Here is a 19605-nt window from a genome sequence, read left to right as displayed (position 1 = left end):
AAATATGAAAAATATTAGTAAATATCCAGAAGAAAATACTTGGTCAACTCTTTTAGAAAGACCGGTTCTGGAAAAAAAAGATTTAAGAAATACCGTCGGGGAAATCTTCTTAAAGGTAAAAAATGAAGGAAATTCTGCTTTAAAGGAATTTTGCGCAAAATTTGATCAGGTTAATATTGAAAATTTTTTAGTTTCTAAAAAGGAGATTGAATCTGCGATCAATGAAGTTTCCGAGGATTTAAAAACTGCCATCAAGAAAGCCAAAGAAAATATATTCAAATTTCACCTTGCTCAAAAAGCAGAATCCGAAGAAATTGAAACCACAGAAGGAGTTGTTTGCTGGCGGGAATCCAGAGCCATTGAAAATGTTGGATTGTACATTCCGGGCGGAACAGCGCCACTTTTTTCCACGGTTTTAATGTTGGCTGTTCCGGCTCAAATTGCAGGTTGTAAAGAAATGATCCTTTGCACGCCGCCCCAAAAAGACGGTTCCATCAATCCCGCCATTTTATTTACTGCACAATTGTGTGGAATTACAAAAATTTTCAAAGTTGGCGGTGCTCAAGCCATTGCAGCCCTAACTTTTGGGACAGAAAGTATTCCGAAAGTCGATAAAATTTTCGGACCCGGAAATCAATATGTAACGCAAGCGAAACAATTGGCGATGGAATATCATGTGGCTATCGATTTGCCAGCAGGACCAAGTGAAGTTTTGGTGATTGCGGATGAAACTGCAAATCCTGAATTTTGTGCGGCAGATTTGCTTTCTCAAGCGGAACACGGAACGGATTCTCAAGTGATTTTTATTTCGACGGATGAAGACATTTTTAATAAAACTTTAAAGGAAATTGAAAAGCAAGTAGCAGAGCTTCCCCGAAATGAAATTGCAAAGTCAGCTTTAGAAAACAGTCGTTTTATTTTAATGAAATCGATTGAAGAAGCCATTGAAATGAGCAATTATTATGCGCCGGAACACTTAATTTTATCCGTACTAAACCCTAGAAATTACATTTCAAAAATCAACAATGCAGGTTCAATTTTCCTCGGAAATTATACGCCAGAATCCGCGGGAGATTATGCAAGCGGAACCAATCACACTTTGCCAACCAACGGTTTTGCCCGGAATTACAGCGGCGTTTCGCTCGATAGTTTTGTAAAAAAAATAACCATTCAGGAAATTTCCAAAACTGGACTTCAAAATATTGGGAAAACCATAGAAATTATGGCAGCAGCGGAAGGTTTGACCGCGCACAAAAATGCAGTTTCGCTTCGCTTAAAATCTTTAGAAAATGGAATTTAATTTAAATAAAATGATTCGTCCGCATTTGGCTGGAGTGAAATCTTACCAAACTTTGCGTGATTCTTTCTTAGATAAAAAGGTTGTTTTCTTGGATGCAAATGAAAATCCGTTTGGTGAATTTAACCGTTATCCAGATGGTGATCCGATTCAGTTAAAAATGAAACTGGCTGAAATTAATCAATCTAAAACTGAGAATCTATTTTTAGGAAATGGAAGTGATGAATTAATCGATTTAACGATGAGAATTTTCTGCGAACCAACCAAAGATTCGATTCTGATAATGGATCCAAGCTTTGTGATGTATGAGATTTACGCGAAAATGAATAATGTGAAGGTTGAAAAACTTCAGCTGAATTCAGATTTTGAATTAAAGAAAGACTCGTTTTTAAATACAATTTCCAAAAGTCAAGCTAAAGTTTTATTTCTCTGTTCACCGAATAATCCAACAGGAAATTCGATTGACGATTTAGAATTTTATATTCAAAATTTTACTGGAATTGTAGTGGTCGATGAAGCATACATTGAATTTTCTCCTGAAGATTCTGCAGTCAATTTATTGAGTAAATATCCAAACGTAATTGTTCTGAAAACTTTATCGAAGGCTTTTGGAATGGCAGGTTTAAGAATTGGAGTTGGATTTGCCTCACCAGAAATTGCGAGTTTGTTCATACAGCTAAAACCACCTTATAACATCAGTTCAGAAAGTCAGAGATTGGCGTTGGAACAATTGCAAAATTTAGAAGAATTAAAAAATAACATTTCGATTATTTTAAATGAAAAGGAAAATTTTCGTGTTGGATTAGAAACAATTTCTTCCGCAACCAAAATATTTCCTTCCGATGCCAATTTTTTCCTCATTAAATTTAAAGATGCTGAATTGGTTTATCAAAAAATATTGAAAGAAAATATTCTGACGAGTTTAAGACATCCCGCCTTGAAGAACTGCCTTAGAATTAGTGTCGGAACCGCTGATGAAAATTCCAAATTATTAAGTGCCTTATCCCAAATATAAATTATGAAAAAAGTATTATTCATCGATCGCGACGGAACAATAATATTAGAACCGCCGACCGATTTTCAAGTCGATTCTTTAGAAAAATTAGAATTTTATCCGAAAGTCATTCAGAATTTAGCCAAGATCGTAAACGAACTCGATTATGAATTGGTCATGGTCACGAACCAGGACGGTTTAGGAACCGATTCTTTTCCGGAAGTTGATTTTAGAATTCCACAGGAGAAAATGCTGAAAACTTTGGCTAATGAAAATATTATTTTCTCCGATCTACTGATTGATGATAGTTTTGAATCTGAAAATTCGCCGAATAGAAAACCTCGAACCGGATTGCTTCAAAAATATATCTTTGGAAATTACGATCTGAAAAATTCTTTCGTCATCGGAGACCGAAAAACGGATGTTGAACTGGCGAAAAATCTCGGTACAAAGTCCATTTTTATTGGAGATGAAAATTTCGAAGAAGCGACTTTGACGACGAAAAACTGGGATGAAATTTATCAATATTTAAAGCAAATTCCCCGCAAAGCAAAAGTCAACCGCAAAACAAAAGAAACTGATATTACGGTTGAACTCAATTTAGATGGAAGTGGAAAATCGAACATCAATACGGGTTTGGCATTTTTTGATCACATGTTGGAACAGATCTCGAAACACGGGAATTTCGACTTAGAAGTTATAGTTAATGGCGATTTAGAAGTTGATGAACATCACACGATTGAAGATACGGCATTGGTTTTAGGAACGTGTTTTGAGCAGGCTTTAGGTTCTAAAAAAGGAATCGAACGTTATGCTTTTGCTCTTCCGATGGACGATTGTCTGGCGCAAGTTGCTTTAGATTTTGGCGGAAGAAACTGGTTGGTTTGGAACGTGGATTTTAAAAGAGAAAAAATTGGTGATGTTCCGACGGAACTTTTTTATCACTTCTTCAAATCTTTTACAGACACCGGAAAATGCAATTTGAATATTCAATGTGAAGGCGAAAACGAACACCACAAAATAGAGTCGATTTTTAAAGCATTTGCAAAAGTTTTACGGGATTCGGTGAAGCAGGATCAGAATAATTTTTCCATCCCAAGTACCAAAGGAATATTATGATAGCGATTATCGATTACGTTGCCGGAAATGTAAAATCCGTGGAAAATGCCGTGAGAAAATTAGGTTTTGAGACGATCATTACTTCAGATTTTGAAGAAATAAGAAATGCTAAAAAAGTGATTTTCCCCGGAGTTGGAGAAGCTTCAACGGCGATGAATTATTTGAAACAGAAAAATTTAGATCAGTTGATTCCCACTTTAACACAACCTTTTTTGGGAATTTGTTTGGGACAACAATTATTGTGTGATTTCTCCGAAGAAGGAAACACAAAATGTCTCGGAATTTTTGATTTGAAAGTCAAGGAATTTCCAGCTACAGACATTGTTCCGCATATGGGTTGGAATAATTTGCAGAAAAGGCAAGGTCCTCTTTTCGAGGGAATTTCAGAGGAAGATAATTTCTATTTCGTGCACAGTTATTATTGCGAAGTTGGAGGAAATACGACCTCGGAATGTGATTATATCTTGCCATTCAGTGCGACATTGCAAAAAGATAATTTTTATGGAACGCAGTTTCACCCCGAAAAATCTGGTGAAGTTGGATCAAAAATTCTAGAAAACTTTTTAAAACTAAAATAATTTAACTACAAAAGCTACAAAATAAAAAGGTGAAATTTGATCGCTTTAAAGTATGCAAAAGTTTATGGTGTTAACGTTTACACTTTTATGGACTTTTGAATTGCATTAAAAATTAAAAAACTTTTGTCCCTTTTGTGGTTTTAAAAAAAATAAAATGAAAATAATTCCAGCTATAGATATTATCGAGGGCAAATGTGTTCGACTTTCGAAAGGTGATTACGACACGAAAAAAATCTATCACGAAAATCCTTTGGATATTGCGAAAGAATATGAAGCCAACGGAATTCAATATTTGCATTTGGTCGATTTGGATGGAGCAAAAGCAAAAACCATTAAAAATTTAAAAACCTTAGAAATTCTCGCTTCTCAAACAAATCTCATTATTGATTTTGGTGGTGGGATTAAAACTCGGGAAAGTCTGGAAAGTGCTTTTAATGCAGGAGCAAATCAGGTCACGATTGGAAGTATTGCTGTTGAAAATGGAGAATTGTGTGAAGAATGGATTAATGAATTTGGAGCAGATAAATTAATTTTAGGTGCAGATTGTTTAGACCGAAAAGTAAAAACTTCGGGTTGGTTAGAAAATTCAGATCTTGAGGTGATTGACTTTATTCAATCCTATCAAAAAAAAGGAATAAAAGACGTGATTTGCACAGATATTTCCAAAGACGGAATGTTAGAAGGTCCTTCTTTTGAATTGTATAAGGAGATTTTAGAGCAATGCGAAATTTCTCTAATTGCAAGTGGCGGAATTTCTTCTATGAAAGATTTAGAGGATTTAAAAGAACTCGGTTGTTCTGGCGCAATCATCGGAAAAGCATTGTACGAGGGGAAAATTACTTTAAAGGAACTTCAGAAATTTTTGTAGCATGTTGAAAAAAAGAATTATTCCGTGTTTGGATATCAAAGATGGAAAAACGGTAAAAGGAGTTCAGTTTGAAGATCTGAGAGTTGCGGGAGATCCAGTGGAACTCGCAAAAAAATATGTCAAAGATGGCGCCGATGAATTGGTCTTCCTGGATATTACGGCGACTTTGGAAGGAAGAAAAACTTTGATTGAACTCGTTGAAAAATTGAGTTTAGAGATCAATATTCCTTTTACAATTGGTGGCGGAATTTCCTCTGTGCAAGATGTAGAAGCGTTACTAAAAGCTGGAGCCGATAAAGTTTCCATCAATTCAGCCGCAGTACGAAGACCGGAATTAGTTCGGGAAATTGCGCAACAGTTCGGCAATCAATGTGTTGTAGTTGCGATTGATACTAAAAATATTGAAGGTGAAGATTATGTTTTCATTAATGGGGGAAAAATTCAAACCGAATTGAAAACAATTGATTGGGTGAAAACGGTGACCGATTTAGGAGCTGGAGAAATCTTGTTGACTTCCATGGATTTTGACGGAACGAAAAACGGTTTCGATACGCGAATGTTGCAAAATATTTCAGCGGTTTGCCAACTTCCGATCATTGCTTCAGGTGGCGCTGGTAAAATGGAAGATTTTACAGAGGTTTTTACCGAAACTACGGTTACAGGAGCTTTGGCTGCAAGTATTTTTCACTTTAATGAAATTAAAATATCCGACTTAAAAGAAAATTTAAAAGAAAATAAAATATCCATCAGATGAAATCGCCATTAACAATTTTACAAATAAACACGAATAATGTTTGATGAGATTGCATATGACATTTCTAAACAATAAAAAATCACATATGAAATTAGATTTTGAAAAAGGAAATGGTTTAGTCCCTGTAATTATTCAGGACGATCGAACGCAGCAGGTTTTAATGTTGGGTTATATGAATGAAGAAGCTTTAGAATTAACCCAAAAAGACGGACGCGTTCATTTTTTCAGCCGCACTAAAAATAGAATTTGGCTCAAAGGCGAAACCTCCGAAAATTATCTTCATGTAAAAAGCATTAAAGAAGATTGTGATTCAGATGCGCTTTTAATTCAGGCAAAACCAGCCGGAAATGTTTGTCATACCGGAACTTTCAGTTGTTTCGAAGAGAAAAATTCAAAAGGTTTTTTATATGAATTAGAAGAAACCATTTCAAAGAGAATTGATCAAAAAGTTGAAAAATCTTATACTTACGATCTGTATCAGAGAGGCATCAATAAAATGGCGCAGAAAGTAGGAGAGGAAGCTGTAGAATTGGTCATCGAAGCGAAAGATGATAATGCTAAATTGTTTAAAGATGAAGCCGCAGATCTGATGTATCACTTTTTAATCTTGCTGAAAGCCAAATCGTTTTCCTTGACCGATATTGAAGAAGTTTTGATGGATAGAAATAGGAAATAATATTCAAATCGATCACAAAAAAAAAGAAACCTGAGCAATTGCCCAGGTTTTCCTTTAAAATATTTTTAAAACTATTTCTTGATGATCAGTTTCTTGGTCACACTTTCACCATTCATGGTAATTTTAACTAAATAGACACCGCTCTTTAGTTTTGAAGTATCTAAATTCTGCTGATCTTTGGACTGCAGTACTGTTCTTCCAGAAAAATCGGAAATCGTAGTAGTATATCCTTTTCCATCCAGTCCAATGTTTACAAAATCATTCGCTGGATTAGGAAAAATACTGATTCTTTCATTTAAACTTTTTGGGGATTCAATTGCACCTAGCGTAATGTCAACCGCAGAAGTAGAGAAATGTTGTAATGCTCCCAAAACTCCTTGCGCAATATTATACACATAAACTGGATCCATATTGACATAAGTGTCTCCGGTAGTGTGAGGTTTGCTGCTTTGATTAAATTCATAAAGTCCTGTAACTATCTCATTATTTTTATCAAAGGGCATATAATCTGAACGTTCGATATATGCTGTGACGGGAGTGATGTTTGAATAGAGCGTCATGCAACTCATCAATTCATTAGTTGCAGTGGTAGAAGCTGCGTTATTGGTTGCGGGATAAGTGCTGTACATTCCTGCAGGGAAAGAAGGTGTTCCATCTTTCTCACAATAGATTTTAGTATTTGCGGCTCCTGCAACACCACCAACTTCATCAATATTGATCACTAATTTGATGTCCATTTTCGGATTAGTGCCATTAACTACGTTTGTTACGTACGCTTGACTTCCTAAAAGTCCCTGTTCTTCCCCAGAAAAATTAATAAATTTGATGGAATATTCACTGGAAATATTTTGCAGGATTCTAGCTGCTTCTAAAATAATGGCAATTCCAGATCCATTGTCATTTACACCAGGACCGTTTATGGTATCGTAATGTCCACAGATGATGATGAATTTGTTTGGGTAAGTGGTACCCGTTTTGGTCACGATTAAGTTTTTACTTTGTTTAGAGTTGTATGTAAAAGTATGTTCAGAAATTTGAGCCGCAGTATAGCCAAAAGCGGTGTATTTCCCTTTTAACCAAGCTAATGCATTGTTATTTGCCACGGATCCCGTTGTTTTTATGCCTAATCCTGCGAAATCATTTAAGAGGGTATTAACGTTGGCTTGGGTAACTTGATTGGCTCTGTTTTTATAGGTTTGAATATAACTTTGGGAATAGCCTAAAAAAGAAAAAAGGAGGAAGGAAGGAAGGAGAAGATTTTTCATGTAATTTTTCCCCAAATATAAAAAAAATCCTAAACATTTGTTTAGGATTTTATAATTGATAACAAAAAATTTTACATTTATTTTAATGAATCTACGATCGCTTTGAACGATTCTGGGTGATTCATTGCTAAATCAGCTAAAACTTTTCTGTTCAATTCGATGTTGTTCGTTTTCAGGGCGCCCATAAACTGGGAGTAAGACATTCCGTGTTCTCTTGCACCTGCGTTAATACGCATGATCCATAAGCTTCGGAAACTTCTTTTCTTTTCTTTTCTACCGCGGTAAGCATATTGCATTGCTTTTTGTACGGCATTTTTAGCTACGGTCCAAACATTTTTTCTTCTACCGAAAAAACCTTTCGCGAGCTTAATTACTTTTTTTCTGCGAGCTCTGGAAGCTACGGCATTTACTGATCTTGGCATAATTAAATTTGTTTTTTTGAAAAGGGCGGCAAACTATTTCATTGCACTTTTTTGCACCGTTTCAGGGTTAAATTTTCTGAATTTGTTAATTCTTATAAACCGGTTGATTTATAAAAACTATCTTAAAGCTAATTGACGTAAAACGCTCTTTTTGTCCACTTTTGCAACATAAGAAGTCTGCGTAAGATTTCTCTTTTGCTTCGTTTCTTTTTTGGTCAAGATGTGGCTTTTGAAAGCACCTTTTCTTTTAATCTTTCCGGTTCCGGTCAGCTTAAAACGCTTCTTAGCACCTGATTTAGTTTTTAATTTTGGCATTTTGCTTAATTTTATCTATTTGTTATCAATGTCTTTTTGCTGTGTAAGTGAGGACCTCGCGGTATTCTCCACATTTTTCAGACTGCAAAAGTACGAATTTTCACCCAATTAAAAAAGACATTTTCTTTTATTATTTTCAGAATCTGGGCGTGCCCTTCAGTCGTTCATTCCGTCTCGTCTTAAGACGAGCCTCCATTCTCTCCTTCGGGTCGGGCTATCCACTCATACTCGTCATCGACTAAGGTTGATCCCACTAATAAACAATTTTTTATCGAATCAAAAAATAAAATTCAAATTAAAGAACAATTTGATTACTCGCTCATTATTGACTTGAGTGAACCCTATTTTTTAGATATTGAGAACGGTAATAATAAAGTTTGGGAATTATATTCAAAGCTTAACAACAATAAATTAGAGAAACGAATTAAAAATGCTGTTGAATGGACCGGCAAGGCACTGAAGGATGAAAATAACGCAAAAGCTTTAATTCAATTTATATTTGCAATTGAATGTATTTTGCATATCGACACAAAAAACATTATTAACCCTTCAATTTTAAGTCAAATTAGTGATAATATTGCCTTTCTTTTATCTGAAGATTTTGATCAGCGAAAAATAATCGCATCCTCATTTAAAGATTTATATATAAAAAGATCCGGAATAGTTCACGGATCAAGTCAAGAAATTACAAGTTAAGATTTAAACAAAGCTTTACATTTATGTAAGTTAGCTATTAAACAATTGCTTATTGTTAGTCCCTTTAGTTCCTTTGAATCAACTGAGAAATTATCTAATTATCTAATTGATTTGAAATTTAAATAATAGAATTCCCCGCTGCGCAAAGTCCCTGCTGCGCAAAGTTTTCCTACTTTGAGCCACTTAACAAACTATTTCATTAATTCCAATAATCAAAAAAGAGACTTCAAAAGAGACTTTTTTTTTTGTATTTCAAAGTGACGGAATGTCTTTTTTAGTCTTTAAAAGAACAAGAATGCTAAGTTGTAATTTAGAACTAATTATTAAACAAGCAATAATCATTACTAATATTTTTTTGTATTTTTAAACATCAAAAATTCTAAACTTTATTATTTTGAAATCCTAAACATCCATGAAAAGAAGCGATTTTTTAAAGAACACGGCTTTGGCCGCGATCGGTATCCCAACACTATTTGCCACAACCTCATTTACACAAAATAAAACTGATTCTAAACTAGAAAATACAGCTGAAGAATCCGACAATAATTTTGAATTAGATGAAATGACGGTTTCAGAACTTCAAGACAAAATGGAGAAAGGAACTTATACTTCGGCGCAGATTACCCAACTTTATCTGAACCGAATTGAAGCCATTGATAAAAATGGACCGAAACTCAATTCCATGATAGAAATAAATCCAGATGCTTTAAATATTGCAAAAGTGATGGATCAAGAAAGAAAACAGGGTAAAATAAGAGGTCCTCTCCACGGAATTCCGGTGGTAATCAAAGATAATATTGATACGGCAGATAAAATGATGACGACAGCCGGAGCACTCGCTCTAGTCGGAAATTTTGCAAAAAAAGATGCCTTTATTGTGACGCAACTAAGAAATGCGGGTGCTGTAATTTTAGGAAAAACCAATTTAAGTGAATGGGCCAATTTTCGCTCCACTAATTCCTCTTCCGGTTGGAGCAGCCGTGGTTTACAAACAAAAAATCCTTATATTTTAGATCATTCGCCGTGTGGTTCAAGTGCAGGTTCCGGTTCAGCAGTTTCGGCAAATTTATGTGCGGTTGCAGTGGGTACGGAAACGGACGGTTCGGTAACTTGTCCGGCTTCTATCAATGGTGCAGTCGGTATTAAACCGACGGTTGGTTTGGTGAGTCGCTCCGGAATTATCCCGATTTCAAGTACTCAGGATACAGCAGGACCTTTGACGAGAACGGTGACCGATGCAGCCCTACTTTTAGAAGTTTTATCAGGCGTTGACAGCGCAGATCCTGTGACAAACGAAAGCCGTGGCAAAAATACCAAATACACCAAATTTTTAAATAAGGACGGCTTAAAAGGAAAAAGAATTGGCGTGGAAAAGAAAAAATATACCAACCAATTTCTGAATGAATTACAGGAAAAAGCTTTGGATATTCTTAAAAAACAAGGTGCCACCATTGTGGAATTCAATTATTTAGAAAGTATTAATGCCTTGGGAAGTGATGAATTGGAAGTGTTGAAATATGAGTTTAAAAGTGGCGTCAATGCTTATCTTTCCAACGCGAAAGCTAAAATGAAAACTTTGGCAGCCGTGATAAAATTCAACAAAGAGAATGAAGACGCAGCAATGCCGACTTTTAAGCAGGAACTCCTGGAGCAAAGTGAAGCCAAAAAAGATTTAAGTGATCCTGCATATCTTAAAGCCTTAAAAAATAGTCATAAAGGATCTCAAAAAATTATTGATGATGTCCTTAAAAAATATAATCTTGACGCAATCACTGGTTTAACAATGGGACCAGCTTGTAGTATCGACGTTATTTATGGCGACAAATGGGGCGAAGTTTCTCTCACCGCGCCTGCTGCAATGAGTGGTTATCCGCATATTTCTGTGCCATGTGGAAAAGTTTACGATTTGCCAATTGGTTTGTCTTTTTTTAGCGGCGCTTATCGCGAGGGTGAAATTATTTCTTTCGCTTTCGCTTTTGAACAAGCCACAAAACACAGAGTGAAACCAGAATTTAAAAAGGCGTTTTTGGATTAATAGATTCTTTAATTTGCTTCCGTTTTAATCATAACGTTATAACGATCCTGGCAAAGATTCTGTCTCCAAAATATCGCCGATTCAGTTTATAAACGAACTCATTGAGGTAGAGTTGTAAATTTCTACGTTTTATTTTATCATATTTTCTTTATAATTTTTCTTTGTATCGCTTATAAAGATTTGAAACTGCTGTCCAAAGTCTCCGGATTTCAAGACGTTTAACAAACTATTTTATTCATTGCAGTAAAAAAAGAGACTCCAAAAGAATCTCTCTACTATTTTATAATTCAAGCGAGGTAATCATCAAATTGACACATCACCAAATTTTTAAATTATTTAATCGGTTTTATCAGATGCTGATTTCCGTATATAAGTTTTTGACATTAGATTCCTTTGCCGTGTTCTATTGTTTTCTATTTTAATTGATGCTCAACAATAAGTTTTGTACGCCTTTTGCCCGATTGATTGAAATGCTTAAAAAGAGTGACGATAAATGAAGTGCCATTTTCTTCTGTATTTTCCAGCTTAATATTTCCTCCATGCGCTTCTGCCACCATTTGAGCTAAAGTAAGACCCATTCCCCAACCTTTCCTCACTTGGCAGCTGCCATTGTTATCTTTTCCTAAAAATTTAAAAATGTGCGCTCGTTTTTCTGCAGATATAGGTTCGCCATAATTCTGAATTACAATCTCTATGGCATCTTCACTGTCTTTAACACTAATGGTGATAGGTCGTTGCGGAGATCCATGCTTCACCGCGTTGGATATAAGGTTTTCTAACAGACGCCTGATTGCAATATTATCAAAAACACCTTTAATATGATCTTCCTGACATTTTAAGAATATTTCGCTTGCGTAAACTTCTTTCGATTCAGTAAATACCCATTTAATATCTTGCAAAATGTCGACATTTTCAAAATGGAGCATCATTCCCTCGCCTGCTTTTACGGAAATACCGTCCATGAGATTTTCAGTAAGCCTTAATGCGTTTAGCACACTTCGATGGGCTGTTTCCAGCATTTTTGCTGAGCACTCATTACCCTGTAACTCCTGTATCATTTTTAAAGATAATTGGGCAGCAAAAAGCGGATTTCGAATATCGTGTGCAAGGGTTGCAATCAACTTTTCCTGCATTACCTGTATGGAATAGGAAAATGCACCGACTGATTTTAGAATTGAGTTTTCGATTGCATACTTAAGTAAATCCAAAACTTCAATGACAAAAGAATTTTGAGATTTTATAAATTCACTCAAAGTATGGTGAAAGATAATGTATTCGTGTACAATCTGTTCAACCGAGTAGTTGGGTGAGGTCGACCTGTGTCTCCCGTGATTTTCGCTATTTTTAAAAATTTCTTTAAATTTTTCATCTTCGTGAATATTTTGCAGTTCAGGATATCGCGACATGATGTCGGCAATATCGTTTATGAGATTTGGTAAATGGTCATATAACGCAACTGAGTTTGCTTCTCTGCTAGCAGGCACTTCTTGCAAAACTTTGTCCTCCCAACGTTTCATGATTTCGGCGTTGTTTTCGCGCAGTATTTTTGCGATTTTTTTCATTTGTGTGTAATAGATTTACAAATCTAACATTTTACAGGCAGGTTTTAAAAATTTAATCAATCTGCTGCGCAAAATCTTCCGACCTTGAGCCTTGTTAAATATTTTTTTTTGCCAATAAAGCAAGACTCATTAATAATGATTATTTCTAAAACCATAAAAAAGAAACTCCAAAAAGTCTCTTTACTATTTTTATCATTCAAAGCGATACAATCATCAAATCATCAAATTATCACATCACCAAATTTTCAAATTATTTCGCCGGTTTTTTCGGGCTCATTATCATAATCATTCTTTTACCTTCTAATTTTGGCAATTGATCAACTTTTCCAACGTGTTCCAATTCCTGGGCTAATTTTAAAAGACGGATTTCTACCTGATCTTTAAAGATGATGGAACGTCCTTTAAAGAAAACGTAAGATTTCAATTTTGAACCTTCCTCTAAAAATTTTTCAGCGTGTTTCTTTTTGAAGTCGTAATCATGCTCATCGGTTTGTGGACCGAATCGGATACGCCGTTACGAAATTTTGAATTTAACTGTTCATTGATTATATAAAAAATAAATTTGCGAACTGATAACTTTTAAGTTAATTTTTTTCAATAGATTCATAAAGAAAAATCCTTTTTCATAAACATTATTTCATTGACTTCTATGTGGATCAGACTGAAAAAGTGCAGGAGAAGATTGAATATGTTTTTAAGATTTTGAAAACCGTTCAAAATGTGCCAAAAAAATTCCTAAGTCACATGACAGGAACAGTTGGACTGTATGAAATACGGATAGAATTTGAAAGCAATATCTACAGAATATTTTGTTGTTTCGACAAGGGTGATTTAGAAATTCTGTTTAATGGCTTTCAAAAAAAATCTCAAAAAACGCCCAAAAACGGAAATTGACTTGGCTTTGAAATTAAAAGATGAATACTTTACTTCAAATAATAAGAAATAATGAATAAAGAAAATATAAGTAAAACTAAAAACTTTGACGAGTTATTAGATATTAAATATGGGAAAGTCGGCATTGAAAAACGGGACCAATTCGAAGAAAAAGCACAATATTTTGTTATTAGTGAAATGTTGAAAGAAGCACGAAAGGAAGCGAATATGACCCAGGAACAATTAGCTGATAAGATTGGAACTAAAAAAAGTTATATTTCTAAAATTGAAAATGGAAAATGTGATATTCAGCTTTCGACACTTTATAGAATTTTTGAATTAGGATTGGGAAAACGTGTGAATTTAATTTTTAGTTAAATTTTAAACGCCATTTGCACACAATTCTTACACTTGAACGGTTTTGAATATTCTTTTTTATCGTTGACAAAATTCGTTTGAAAAGAATTCTTATTTTCTAGCGCACAAAAAAAGAGACTCAAAAAGAATCTCTTTACTATTTTATAATTCAAAGCAATGTAATCATCAAATCATCACATCACCAAATCGTCAAATTATTTAGCCGGCTTTTTGGGGCTCATCATCATAATCATTCTCTTACCTTCTAATTTAGGCAACTGATCAACTTTTCCAACGTGCTCTAATTCCTGGGCTAATTTTAAAAGAAGGATTTCTCCCTGATCTTTAAATATGATGGAACGTCCTTTAAAGAAAACGTACGTTTTCAATTTTGAACCTTCTTCTAAAAATTTTTCAGCGTGTTTCTTTTTGAAGTCGTAATCATGCTCATCGGTTTGAGGGCCGAATCTGATCTCTTTTACAACAACTTTTACTTGTTTCGCTTTTAACTCTTTTGTTTTTTTCTTTTGCTCGTAAAGAAACTTTTTATAATCCAGAATTCTGGAAATAAAAGGTTCTGCTTTATCTGAAATAACCACTAAATCCAATTCAAGATCTTTAGCTATTTCCAGCGCTTTTTCTAGCGGATAAACGCCAGGTTCCACATTATCACCTACCAAACGTACTTCTCTTGCACGGATTTTTTGATTAATCTGGTGCAAATCTTCTTGTACTCGTCTCTGTGGACCTCTACCTCTGTAATGAAATTTCTGTGCTATGGTGTATTTTTTTAATTGTTTAAATTCTAATTGCTAATTTTTGCTTCTTTTTTGAAGTAAGTGATGAAGTCTTCTACGCTCATTTCGCCTAAATCGCCTTCACCTCTTCTTCTTACAGAAATAGTGCCATTCAATTCTTCGTTTTCTCCTACAATAAGCATAAATGGGAGTTTGTTTATTTCCGCATCGCGAATTTTTCTACCTGTTTTTTCGTTTCTTTCATCAACTATTCCGCAAATATCGTGATTTTCCAGCAATTGTGAAACTTTTTTTGCATAATCCAAATATTTTTCGCTTATCGGTAAGATTGTGAACTGATCTGGAGCCAACCACAAGGGGAAATCTCCTGCAGTGTTTTCCAGCAAGATTGCGATAAACCGTTCCATAGAACCGAAAGGCGCTCTGTGAATCATGACCGGTCTGTGTTTTTCCCCATCGCTTCCAGTGTACCAAAGATCGAATCTTTCCGGTAGATTATAATCAACCTGGATGGTTCCGAGTTGCCACTTTCTACCTAAAGCATCTTTGACCATGAAATCCAGTTTCGGTCCATAGAATGCAGCTTCACCATATTCTACGACGTAATTCAGATTTTTCTTTTGGGCTGCCTGAACAATTGCATCTTCTGCTTTTTTCCAGTTTTCGTCGCTGCCGATGTATTTTTCTTTGTTGTCTGGATCTCTAAGAGAAACCTGCGTTACAAAATCTTGAAATCCTAAAGATTTAAAAACATAAAGTGTCAAATCAATTACATTTTCGAATTCGGACATCAATTGATCTGGTGTACAGAAAATGTGTGCATCATCCTGCGTAAATCCACGAACTCTTGTTAAACCATGAAGTTCACCCGATTGTTCGTATCTGTAAACCGTGCCGAATTCTGCAAAACGTTTCGGCAGATCGCGGTAAGACCATTGACCAACCTTATAAATTTCGCAATGGTGTGGACAGTTCATGGGTTTCAACATAAACTCTTCGCCTTCGTTTGGAGTTTTGATGGGTTGAAAACTGTCTGCGCCATATTTGTCCCAATGTCCGGAAGTCACGTACAATTCTTTGGACCCAATATGTGGCGTCATCACAAATTCGTAGCCTGATTTTTTCTGAGCTGCGGAAAGAAATTCTTCTAATTTTCTTCTTAGAGCCGTTCCTTTTGGTAACCATAAAGGTAAACCTGCACCTACTTTTTCAGAAAAGGCATAAATTCCCAATTCCCGACCCAGTTTTCGGTGATCGCGTCTTTTTGCTTCTTCTAAAAGTTCTAAATATTCAGTTAGATCTTTTTGTTTCGGGAACGAAATGGCATAAACTCTTGTGAGTTGTTTGTTTTTCTCATCGCCTCTCCAATATGCGCCTGCTGCATTCAGTATTTTTACGGCTTTTACAATTCCTGTTGCTGGAATGTGACCGCCACGACAAAGATCCGTGAAGTTTTCGTGCGTACAAAAAGTAATTTCACCATCGTTTAAGTTGGAAATTAATTCTGTTTTATAAGGATTGTCTGCGTATTCTTTTAGAGCATCTGCTTTTGAAACGGGATAAATACTGAAGGTTTCATTTTTCTTCGCGTTCTCCAATATTTTTTTCTCGATCTTCTCGAAATCTTTTTCAGATAAAACCTCCTCGCCAAAATCGACGTCGTAATAGAAACCTTGCTCAATTGCAGGTCCGATTGTTAATTTAGCTTCCGGATAAAATTCCATGATCGCTTGCGCCAAAAGGTGGGCGGAAGAATGCCAAAAGGCTTTTTTCCCCAAATCATCGTTCCAGGTGAGCAATTGAACCGTAGAATCTGTCGTGATGGGCGTGGTATTTTCAACCTGCGTTCCGTTTACCAAAGCAGAAATAACATTTCTGGCTAAACCTTCACTGATTGATTTTGCGACGTCAAGCGGAGTTACCGCGCTTTCAAATTCTCTGAGGCTCCCATCTGGAAGAGTAATTTTAACCATTATTTTATAAAAAAAATTAAGTGGCAAAAATACGGATTTTCTGTGGAAAGTCCTTTTCCTTTTCCTTTTTTTATGAAGGAAGTTTTAGGAAAATACGGGAATTTTGCGTTATTGATTTCTAAAATCTATTTCACTTCGGAAATTATAGCCCCGATTGCAATGAATCCAAACCACGAAAGTCGTGGAGTGGAGGAATGGAAAGCGGGTCTGCTCTTCAAGAAAAAGACCAAATCTGCACGCTCCAAAAAAAATGCAACCCCAATAAATTGAGGCTGCAAAACGAATATTGAATTTGTAAAATTAAAAGGTGTCTCTACTACCTTGAGAGTCCATATCTGAATCCATCCCTTTGCTGGAAACGCTGTAATTTCTGTTTTCCTCCGTAAAATACAAGTTGTTTTTTGCTTTGTTAATAATTCTTGCACGTTCATCTGCAGAGAGATTATTGTCATTATCTGTATTTTCTTGCTTAGTGTAACGATCCTTAGTAAAATCATTTACATTAATTGCACCATTGTCATTCATGATATCTCGGGCTTTTTCTGCGCGCTCTACTTCATCTGTGTAGACTGTAACCATATTACTTTTGGTTCCTGCATAACTGTATTTTTGTCTATTGTCTTCGTCGTCACCAAAGAGCCAGTTCCAAAATCCAGAAGTTTTTTCATCTTCTTTGTAATCATAATCACTTTTAGTGGTATCGTACTCACCAGTTGTGGAGTAGCGGGAAACATTGTACTCTTCTTTTTGAAAACCTTCGCTGTTCAATTTATCTGATGCTTGATCCGCGTCTTCATTGGTTGGGAACATTCCCACGATTGTGTAAGCCATAATTTTAGTATTTAATGTTGATATTTTTGCTTTTGCTTTATGTTTAACATAATATCAAAAACTATGACAAGTGCTCAAAAATGTGTGAACTTTAAAAGTATTTAACAAAATCAGCATAGTGAAGGTGAAGACTTAACTTTTATTAAGAAAATTCTCATGTGCAGTATAAAAAAAAAGCGAAAAAATTAATTTTCGCTGTTTCTCTCTGTGTTATCAGTTTTGCCATCCTTCTGTAAATCGGAGGTGTGGTTAATTTCTTCTTTAACTTTCTCAACCTCCTCAATTTTATCAGTAGCGGCTGGAATATTTGGCAAATCTTCGTTTTCTTTTTGAATTTGTGCGTCTTCTGTTTTTTTGGTTTGATCATTCATATCCGATTATTTTTATTTTAAAGTTTAAGCCTCTTTTTAGTTAGGTTCAAAAGTGCTGCCAATTTGAAGACATTTAGGTTTTTTGCTGATACTGAAGAATTTGATTTTTATATTAGAGTCATTACAATTTACTGGTATCTAAAGTGCCAGTTTCATCTTCAATGGTGTAATTTAAAGCTTTGGCAAGCACAAAAATATGATCTAGATTTTCTAACAATTGGATGCGACCTTCATTTCTTAAACGATTTTGATTTACAGTTTTGTAAGCATTGTCTTTCGCGGACTGCGTTATTTTCTTAAAGTCCTTTTCTTCAAAGCGGTCGAAGAAGGAATCATCTAAAGATTGTATTTCTACACTCGGTCTTATTTTGATGTCCGCAGTTGGTAATTCTTTAATAATAAGTTTCTTATTGATGGAATCTACATCGAGTTTCATTTTATTTAAGTCGTAAGAAACTTGTGCATTCGTTTTGGTAAAAGTAATAATTTCTTTTTCAACATTTGGCAGCATTCCACCAAAAAGCTGAGAAGTGACTTTGGTTTTTTGCATGCTGGAAAAATCCTGCTCCACCACTACGAGCTTGTTCATCTTCCGAATTTGGTTGGTAATGATGTAAAAATCATTTTGAACCTGGTCTTCGCTTTTTTTGGTTACGGTATTCCAGATTAAAAAGAGGAGCAACATGGCTGCAGCTCCCAAGGCGAAGATGCCTATTTTTTGGTTTGTTTTCAAATTACTTTAATAAATCTTTAATTGATGAATTATCTTTTCGAAGGATTTCTACCAAATCTCTTTCCAAATAACCCGTTTGCGTAAATTCTACAATTCGCCCAATCTCTTTTCCATATTTTTGAACGATGATGGTAGGGATTCTTTGAATATTAAAAAGTCCTTCTTCACCACCCGGCGCTTCTTTTTTACGATTTACTGCAATGATGGTCAATTTATTTTCAGGAAATTTTAATTCGTCTAATATTTTAAATAATCGAGGAACTTCCCGGTGGCTGTCTTCGCACCAAGTCCCTAGAACAACGGTGATGTTATAAGAAGTTAGCTTTTCTTTTTTCAATTCGGCCAAAGCTTTCATATCGATTTGGTAGCCATCATGTTCTGGGGTATACCAAGAAGCATAAGGTTCTTTTAGCAATTGCTCTTTGGTTTGATGACCTAAAAGCATTTTGCCATCTGCGGTGGTTTCAACTTCTCTATTCACAACAATTTTTTGGGATTGGCAAGATTGCACGGTTAATAATAATGTGGCAAAAAGCGATAAAATCTGGAATTTTTTCTTCATACTTATGTTTTGAACTAATTAATTTTCTAAAATTGATTTCAAGTCAGCAGGAGAATAGTATTTATTCTTCAATACTTTGTGGTCACTTTTACGATGTACGTTGATCTTTTCACCTGCAATTTCGGAAAAGGCATCTTCTCCTTTTTCTTGATAGAATGCAATGGTTTCATCTGCTTCGGATTGATTGACGCAAGCTTTAGACATGTTAGATCTTTGAACCTCCTCAAATAGCTTCGCAAATTTATTCCCTAAACCAAATTCTAAAACTGCACCGCTTAAAACATATTGTAAATCGCATAAAGCGTCTGCAATTTCAACTAAATTATTATCGGAAATGGCTTCTTTTAATTCATTTAACTCCTCTTGTATTAGAGAAACCCGAAGTTCACATCTTTCCTTGGAAGGAATTTGAGGAATTTCTAAAATTGGTGCGTTAAAAGTTTTGTGAAATTCTGCAACTTGGTTGAGTGCATCTAATTTGTCCATTCAATTTTTATTTAAACAAAGATAGAAATTCAAATTAATCTAGCTAAAAATTTGTATTGTTTAAAACGAAGGGCTTTAGA

At 35.1% G+C, this 19605-nt stretch carries 23 protein-coding genes and 2 pseudogenes; 12 read left to right on the top strand and 13 right to left on the bottom strand.

The window, feature by feature from the left end; genetic code table 11:
* Positions 1-4: 4 nt before the first annotated feature.
* The 7 genes from hisD (at position 5) to hisIE (ending at position 6286) form a co-directional block, all read left to right on the top strand.
* Positions 5-1300, top strand: coding sequence for a histidinol dehydrogenase (gene hisD / locus RCH13_RS10045; protein WP_326987107.1), 1296 nt, complete (start codon positions 5-7; stop codon positions 1298-1300).
* Positions 1290-2312, top strand: a complete 1023-nt coding sequence (hisC, locus tag RCH13_RS10040) for a histidinol-phosphate transaminase (RefSeq protein ID WP_326987106.1) — start codon at positions 1290-1292, stop codon at positions 2310-2312. The genes hisD and hisC overlap by 11 nt, the downstream gene beginning before the upstream one ends.
* A gap of 3 nt (positions 2313-2315) precedes the next feature.
* Positions 2316-3410 carry a bifunctional histidinol-phosphatase/imidazoleglycerol-phosphate dehydratase HisB gene (hisB, locus tag RCH13_RS10035; RefSeq protein ID WP_326987105.1) on the top strand — a complete coding sequence of 365 codons (1095 nt, stop codon included), beginning with the start codon at positions 2316-2318 and terminating at the stop codon, positions 3408-3410.
* Positions 3407-3988, top strand: coding sequence for an imidazole glycerol phosphate synthase subunit HisH (gene hisH, locus RCH13_RS10030; RefSeq protein WP_326987104.1), 582 nt, complete (start codon positions 3407-3409; stop codon positions 3986-3988). The genes hisB and hisH overlap by 4 nt, the downstream gene beginning before the upstream one ends.
* A 154-nt stretch (positions 3989-4142) precedes the next feature.
* A complete protein-coding gene (gene hisA / locus RCH13_RS10025; protein ID WP_326987103.1) occupies positions 4143-4856 on the top strand; it encodes a 1-(5-phosphoribosyl)-5-[(5-phosphoribosylamino)methylideneamino]imidazole-4-carboxamide isomerase in 714 nt (237 codons plus the stop codon).
* A gap of 1 nt (position 4857) precedes the next feature.
* Positions 4858-5610 (top strand): imidazole glycerol phosphate synthase subunit HisF, encoded by a 753-nt coding sequence (hisF, locus tag RCH13_RS10020; protein ID WP_326987102.1) that lies wholly within the window; start codon positions 4858-4860, stop codon positions 5608-5610.
* A gap of 55 nt (positions 5611-5665) precedes the next feature.
* A complete protein-coding gene (gene hisIE / locus RCH13_RS10015; RefSeq protein WP_326987168.1) occupies positions 5666-6286 on the top strand; it encodes a bifunctional phosphoribosyl-AMP cyclohydrolase/phosphoribosyl-ATP diphosphatase HisIE in 621 nt (206 codons plus the stop codon).
* A 71-nt stretch (positions 6287-6357) separates the two neighbouring features.
* Here hisIE and RCH13_RS10010 read toward each other — a convergent pair whose 3' ends face one another.
* From RCH13_RS10010 to rpmI, 3 genes are all read right to left on the bottom strand, one after another.
* Positions 6358-7551, bottom strand: coding sequence for a M28 family peptidase (locus RCH13_RS10010; protein WP_326987101.1), 1194 nt, complete (start codon positions 7549-7551; stop codon positions 6358-6360).
* A gap of 77 nt (positions 7552-7628) precedes the next feature.
* The gene (gene rplT / locus RCH13_RS10005) at positions 7629-7973 is read right to left on the bottom strand and encodes a 50S ribosomal protein L20 (RefSeq protein WP_039348143.1); all 345 of its coding nucleotides are present in this window, start codon (positions 7971-7973) and stop codon (positions 7629-7631) included.
* Between the two features lie 117 nt (positions 7974-8090).
* The gene (rpmI, locus tag RCH13_RS10000) at positions 8091-8288 is read right to left on the bottom strand and encodes a 50S ribosomal protein L35 (RefSeq protein ID WP_039348142.1); all 198 of its coding nucleotides are present in this window, start codon (positions 8286-8288) and stop codon (positions 8091-8093) included.
* 330 nt (positions 8289-8618) lie between these two features.
* Here rpmI and RCH13_RS09995 point away from each other — a divergent pair, with 330 nt between their 5' ends.
* Entirely contained in the window at positions 8619-8984 is a 366-nt protein-coding gene (locus RCH13_RS09995) for a hypothetical protein (RefSeq protein WP_326987100.1), read from the top strand.
* 412 nt (positions 8985-9396) lie between these two features.
* Positions 9397-11019, top strand: a complete 1623-nt coding sequence (locus tag RCH13_RS09990; RefSeq protein WP_326987099.1) for an amidase — start codon at positions 9397-9399, stop codon at positions 11017-11019.
* A gap of 28 nt (positions 11020-11047) precedes the next feature.
* Here the strand turns inward: RCH13_RS09990 and RCH13_RS09985 are convergent.
* From RCH13_RS09985 to infC (RCH13_RS09975), 3 genes and pseudogenes are all read right to left on the bottom strand, one after another.
* A pseudogene (locus RCH13_RS09985) lies at positions 11048-11161 on the bottom strand (IS1595 family transposase); the annotation flags it as partial.
* A gap of 271 nt (positions 11162-11432) precedes the next feature.
* The gene (locus RCH13_RS09980; protein ID WP_326987098.1) at positions 11433-12581 is read right to left on the bottom strand and encodes a sensor histidine kinase; all 1149 of its coding nucleotides are present in this window, start codon (positions 12579-12581) and stop codon (positions 11433-11435) included.
* A 250-nt stretch (positions 12582-12831) separates the two neighbouring features.
* Positions 12832-13095, bottom strand: a pseudogene (gene infC / locus RCH13_RS09975) (translation initiation factor IF-3); the annotation flags it as partial.
* Between the two features lie 137 nt (positions 13096-13232).
* Here infC (RCH13_RS09975) and RCH13_RS09970 point away from each other — a divergent pair.
* The gene (locus RCH13_RS09970) at positions 13233-13475 is read left to right on the top strand and encodes a type II toxin-antitoxin system RelE/ParE family toxin (RefSeq protein ID WP_326987097.1); all 243 of its coding nucleotides are present in this window, start codon (positions 13233-13235) and stop codon (positions 13473-13475) included.
* 51 nt (positions 13476-13526) lie between these two features.
* Positions 13527-13832: a helix-turn-helix transcriptional regulator gene (locus RCH13_RS09965; protein ID WP_326987096.1), complete on the top strand. Its 306-nt coding sequence runs from the start codon at positions 13527-13529 to the stop codon at positions 13830-13832.
* A 194-nt stretch (positions 13833-14026) separates the two neighbouring features.
* Here RCH13_RS09965 and infC (RCH13_RS09960) read toward each other — a convergent pair whose 3' ends face one another.
* A complete protein-coding gene (infC, locus tag RCH13_RS09960) occupies positions 14027-14533 on the bottom strand; it encodes a translation initiation factor IF-3 (RefSeq protein ID WP_185113915.1) in 507 nt (168 codons plus the stop codon).
* 83 nt (positions 14534-14616) lie between these two features.
* Positions 14617-16542, bottom strand: a complete 1926-nt coding sequence (gene thrS, locus RCH13_RS09955; protein WP_326987095.1) for a threonine--tRNA ligase — start codon at positions 16540-16542, stop codon at positions 14617-14619.
* A 42-nt stretch (positions 16543-16584) separates the two neighbouring features.
* On the opposite strand from thrS, the gene RCH13_RS09950 reads away from it, so the two are divergent.
* Complete coding sequence (locus RCH13_RS09950) at positions 16585-16812, top strand: hypothetical protein (protein ID WP_326987094.1); 228 nt, start codon at positions 16585-16587, stop codon at positions 16810-16812.
* 30 nt (positions 16813-16842) lie between these two features.
* Here the strand turns inward: RCH13_RS09950 and RCH13_RS09945 are convergent, their stop codons facing one another.
* The 5 genes from RCH13_RS09945 to RCH13_RS09925 form a co-directional block, all read right to left on the bottom strand.
* A complete protein-coding gene (locus RCH13_RS09945; protein ID WP_326987093.1) occupies positions 16843-17373 on the bottom strand; it encodes a hypothetical protein in 531 nt (176 codons plus the stop codon).
* 185 nt (positions 17374-17558) lie between these two features.
* Entirely contained in the window at positions 17559-17744 is a 186-nt protein-coding gene (locus RCH13_RS09940) for a hypothetical protein (RefSeq protein ID WP_326987092.1), read from the bottom strand.
* Between the two features lie 121 nt (positions 17745-17865).
* On the bottom strand, positions 17866-18429 hold the full coding sequence (locus RCH13_RS09935) for a DUF4230 domain-containing protein (RefSeq protein WP_326987167.1): 564 nt from the start codon (positions 18427-18429) through the stop codon (positions 17866-17868).
* 49 nt (positions 18430-18478) lie between these two features.
* Positions 18479-19039 (bottom strand): TlpA family protein disulfide reductase, encoded by a 561-nt coding sequence (locus tag RCH13_RS09930; protein WP_326987091.1) that lies wholly within the window; start codon positions 19037-19039, stop codon positions 18479-18481.
* Between the two features lie 18 nt (positions 19040-19057).
* Entirely contained in the window at positions 19058-19525 is a 468-nt protein-coding gene (locus tag RCH13_RS09925; protein WP_326987090.1) for a nucleoside triphosphate pyrophosphohydrolase family protein, read from the bottom strand.
* Between the last annotated feature and the right edge of the window lie 80 nt (positions 19526-19605).

The sequence above is a fragment of the Chryseobacterium sp. MP_3.2 genome (assembly GCF_035984805.1).
GTDB lineage: Bacteria > Bacteroidota > Bacteroidia > Flavobacteriales > Weeksellaceae > Kaistella.
This window is presented reverse-complemented; position numbering and strand designations above follow the sequence as displayed.

Coding starts and splice junctions, on each gene's coding strand:
- hisD (WP_326987107.1), top strand. CDS start 5: ATGAAAAATATTAGTAAATATCCAGAAGAAAATACTTGGTCAACTCTT.
- hisC (WP_326987106.1), top strand. CDS start 1,290: ATGGAATTTAATTTAAATAAAATGATTCGTCCGCATTTGGCTGGAGTG.
- hisB (WP_326987105.1), top strand. CDS start 2,316: ATGAAAAAAGTATTATTCATCGATCGCGACGGAACAATAATATTAGAA.
- hisH (WP_326987104.1), top strand. CDS start 3,407: ATGATAGCGATTATCGATTACGTTGCCGGAAATGTAAAATCCGTGGAA.
- hisA (WP_326987103.1), top strand. CDS start 4,143: ATGAAAATAATTCCAGCTATAGATATTATCGAGGGCAAATGTGTTCGA.
- hisF (WP_326987102.1), top strand. CDS start 4,858: ATGTTGAAAAAAAGAATTATTCCGTGTTTGGATATCAAAGATGGAAAA.
- hisIE (WP_326987168.1), top strand. CDS start 5,666: ATGACATTTCTAAACAATAAAAAATCACATATGAAATTAGATTTTGAA.
- RCH13_RS10010 (WP_326987101.1), bottom strand. CDS start 7,551: ATGAAAAATCTTCTCCTTCCTTCCTTCCTCCTTTTTTCTTTTTTAGGC.
- rplT (WP_039348143.1), bottom strand. CDS start 7,973: ATGCCAAGATCAGTAAATGCCGTAGCTTCCAGAGCTCGCAGAAAAAAA.
- rpmI (WP_039348142.1), bottom strand. CDS start 8,288: ATGCCAAAATTAAAAACTAAATCAGGTGCTAAGAAGCGTTTTAAGCTG.
- RCH13_RS09990 (WP_326987099.1), top strand. CDS start 9,397: ATGAAAAGAAGCGATTTTTTAAAGAACACGGCTTTGGCCGCGATCGGT.
- RCH13_RS09980 (WP_326987098.1), bottom strand. CDS start 12,581: ATGAAAAAAATCGCAAAAATACTGCGCGAAAACAACGCCGAAATCATG.
- RCH13_RS09965 (WP_326987096.1), top strand. CDS start 13,527: ATGAATAAAGAAAATATAAGTAAAACTAAAAACTTTGACGAGTTATTA.
- thrS (WP_326987095.1), bottom strand. CDS start 16,542: ATGGTTAAAATTACTCTTCCAGATGGGAGCCTCAGAGAATTTGAAAGC.
- RCH13_RS09945 (WP_326987093.1), bottom strand. CDS start 17,373: ATGGCTTACACAATCGTGGGAATGTTCCCAACCAATGAAGACGCGGAT.
- RCH13_RS09940 (WP_326987092.1), bottom strand. CDS start 17,744: ATGAATGATCAAACCAAAAAAACAGAAGACGCACAAATTCAAAAAGAA.
- RCH13_RS09935 (WP_326987167.1), bottom strand. CDS start 18,429: ATGTTGCTCCTCTTTTTAATCTGGAATACCGTAACCAAAAAAAGCGAA.
- RCH13_RS09930 (WP_326987091.1), bottom strand. CDS start 19,039: ATGAAGAAAAAATTCCAGATTTTATCGCTTTTTGCCACATTATTATTA.
- RCH13_RS09925 (WP_326987090.1), bottom strand. CDS start 19,525: ATGGACAAATTAGATGCACTCAACCAAGTTGCAGAATTTCACAAAACT.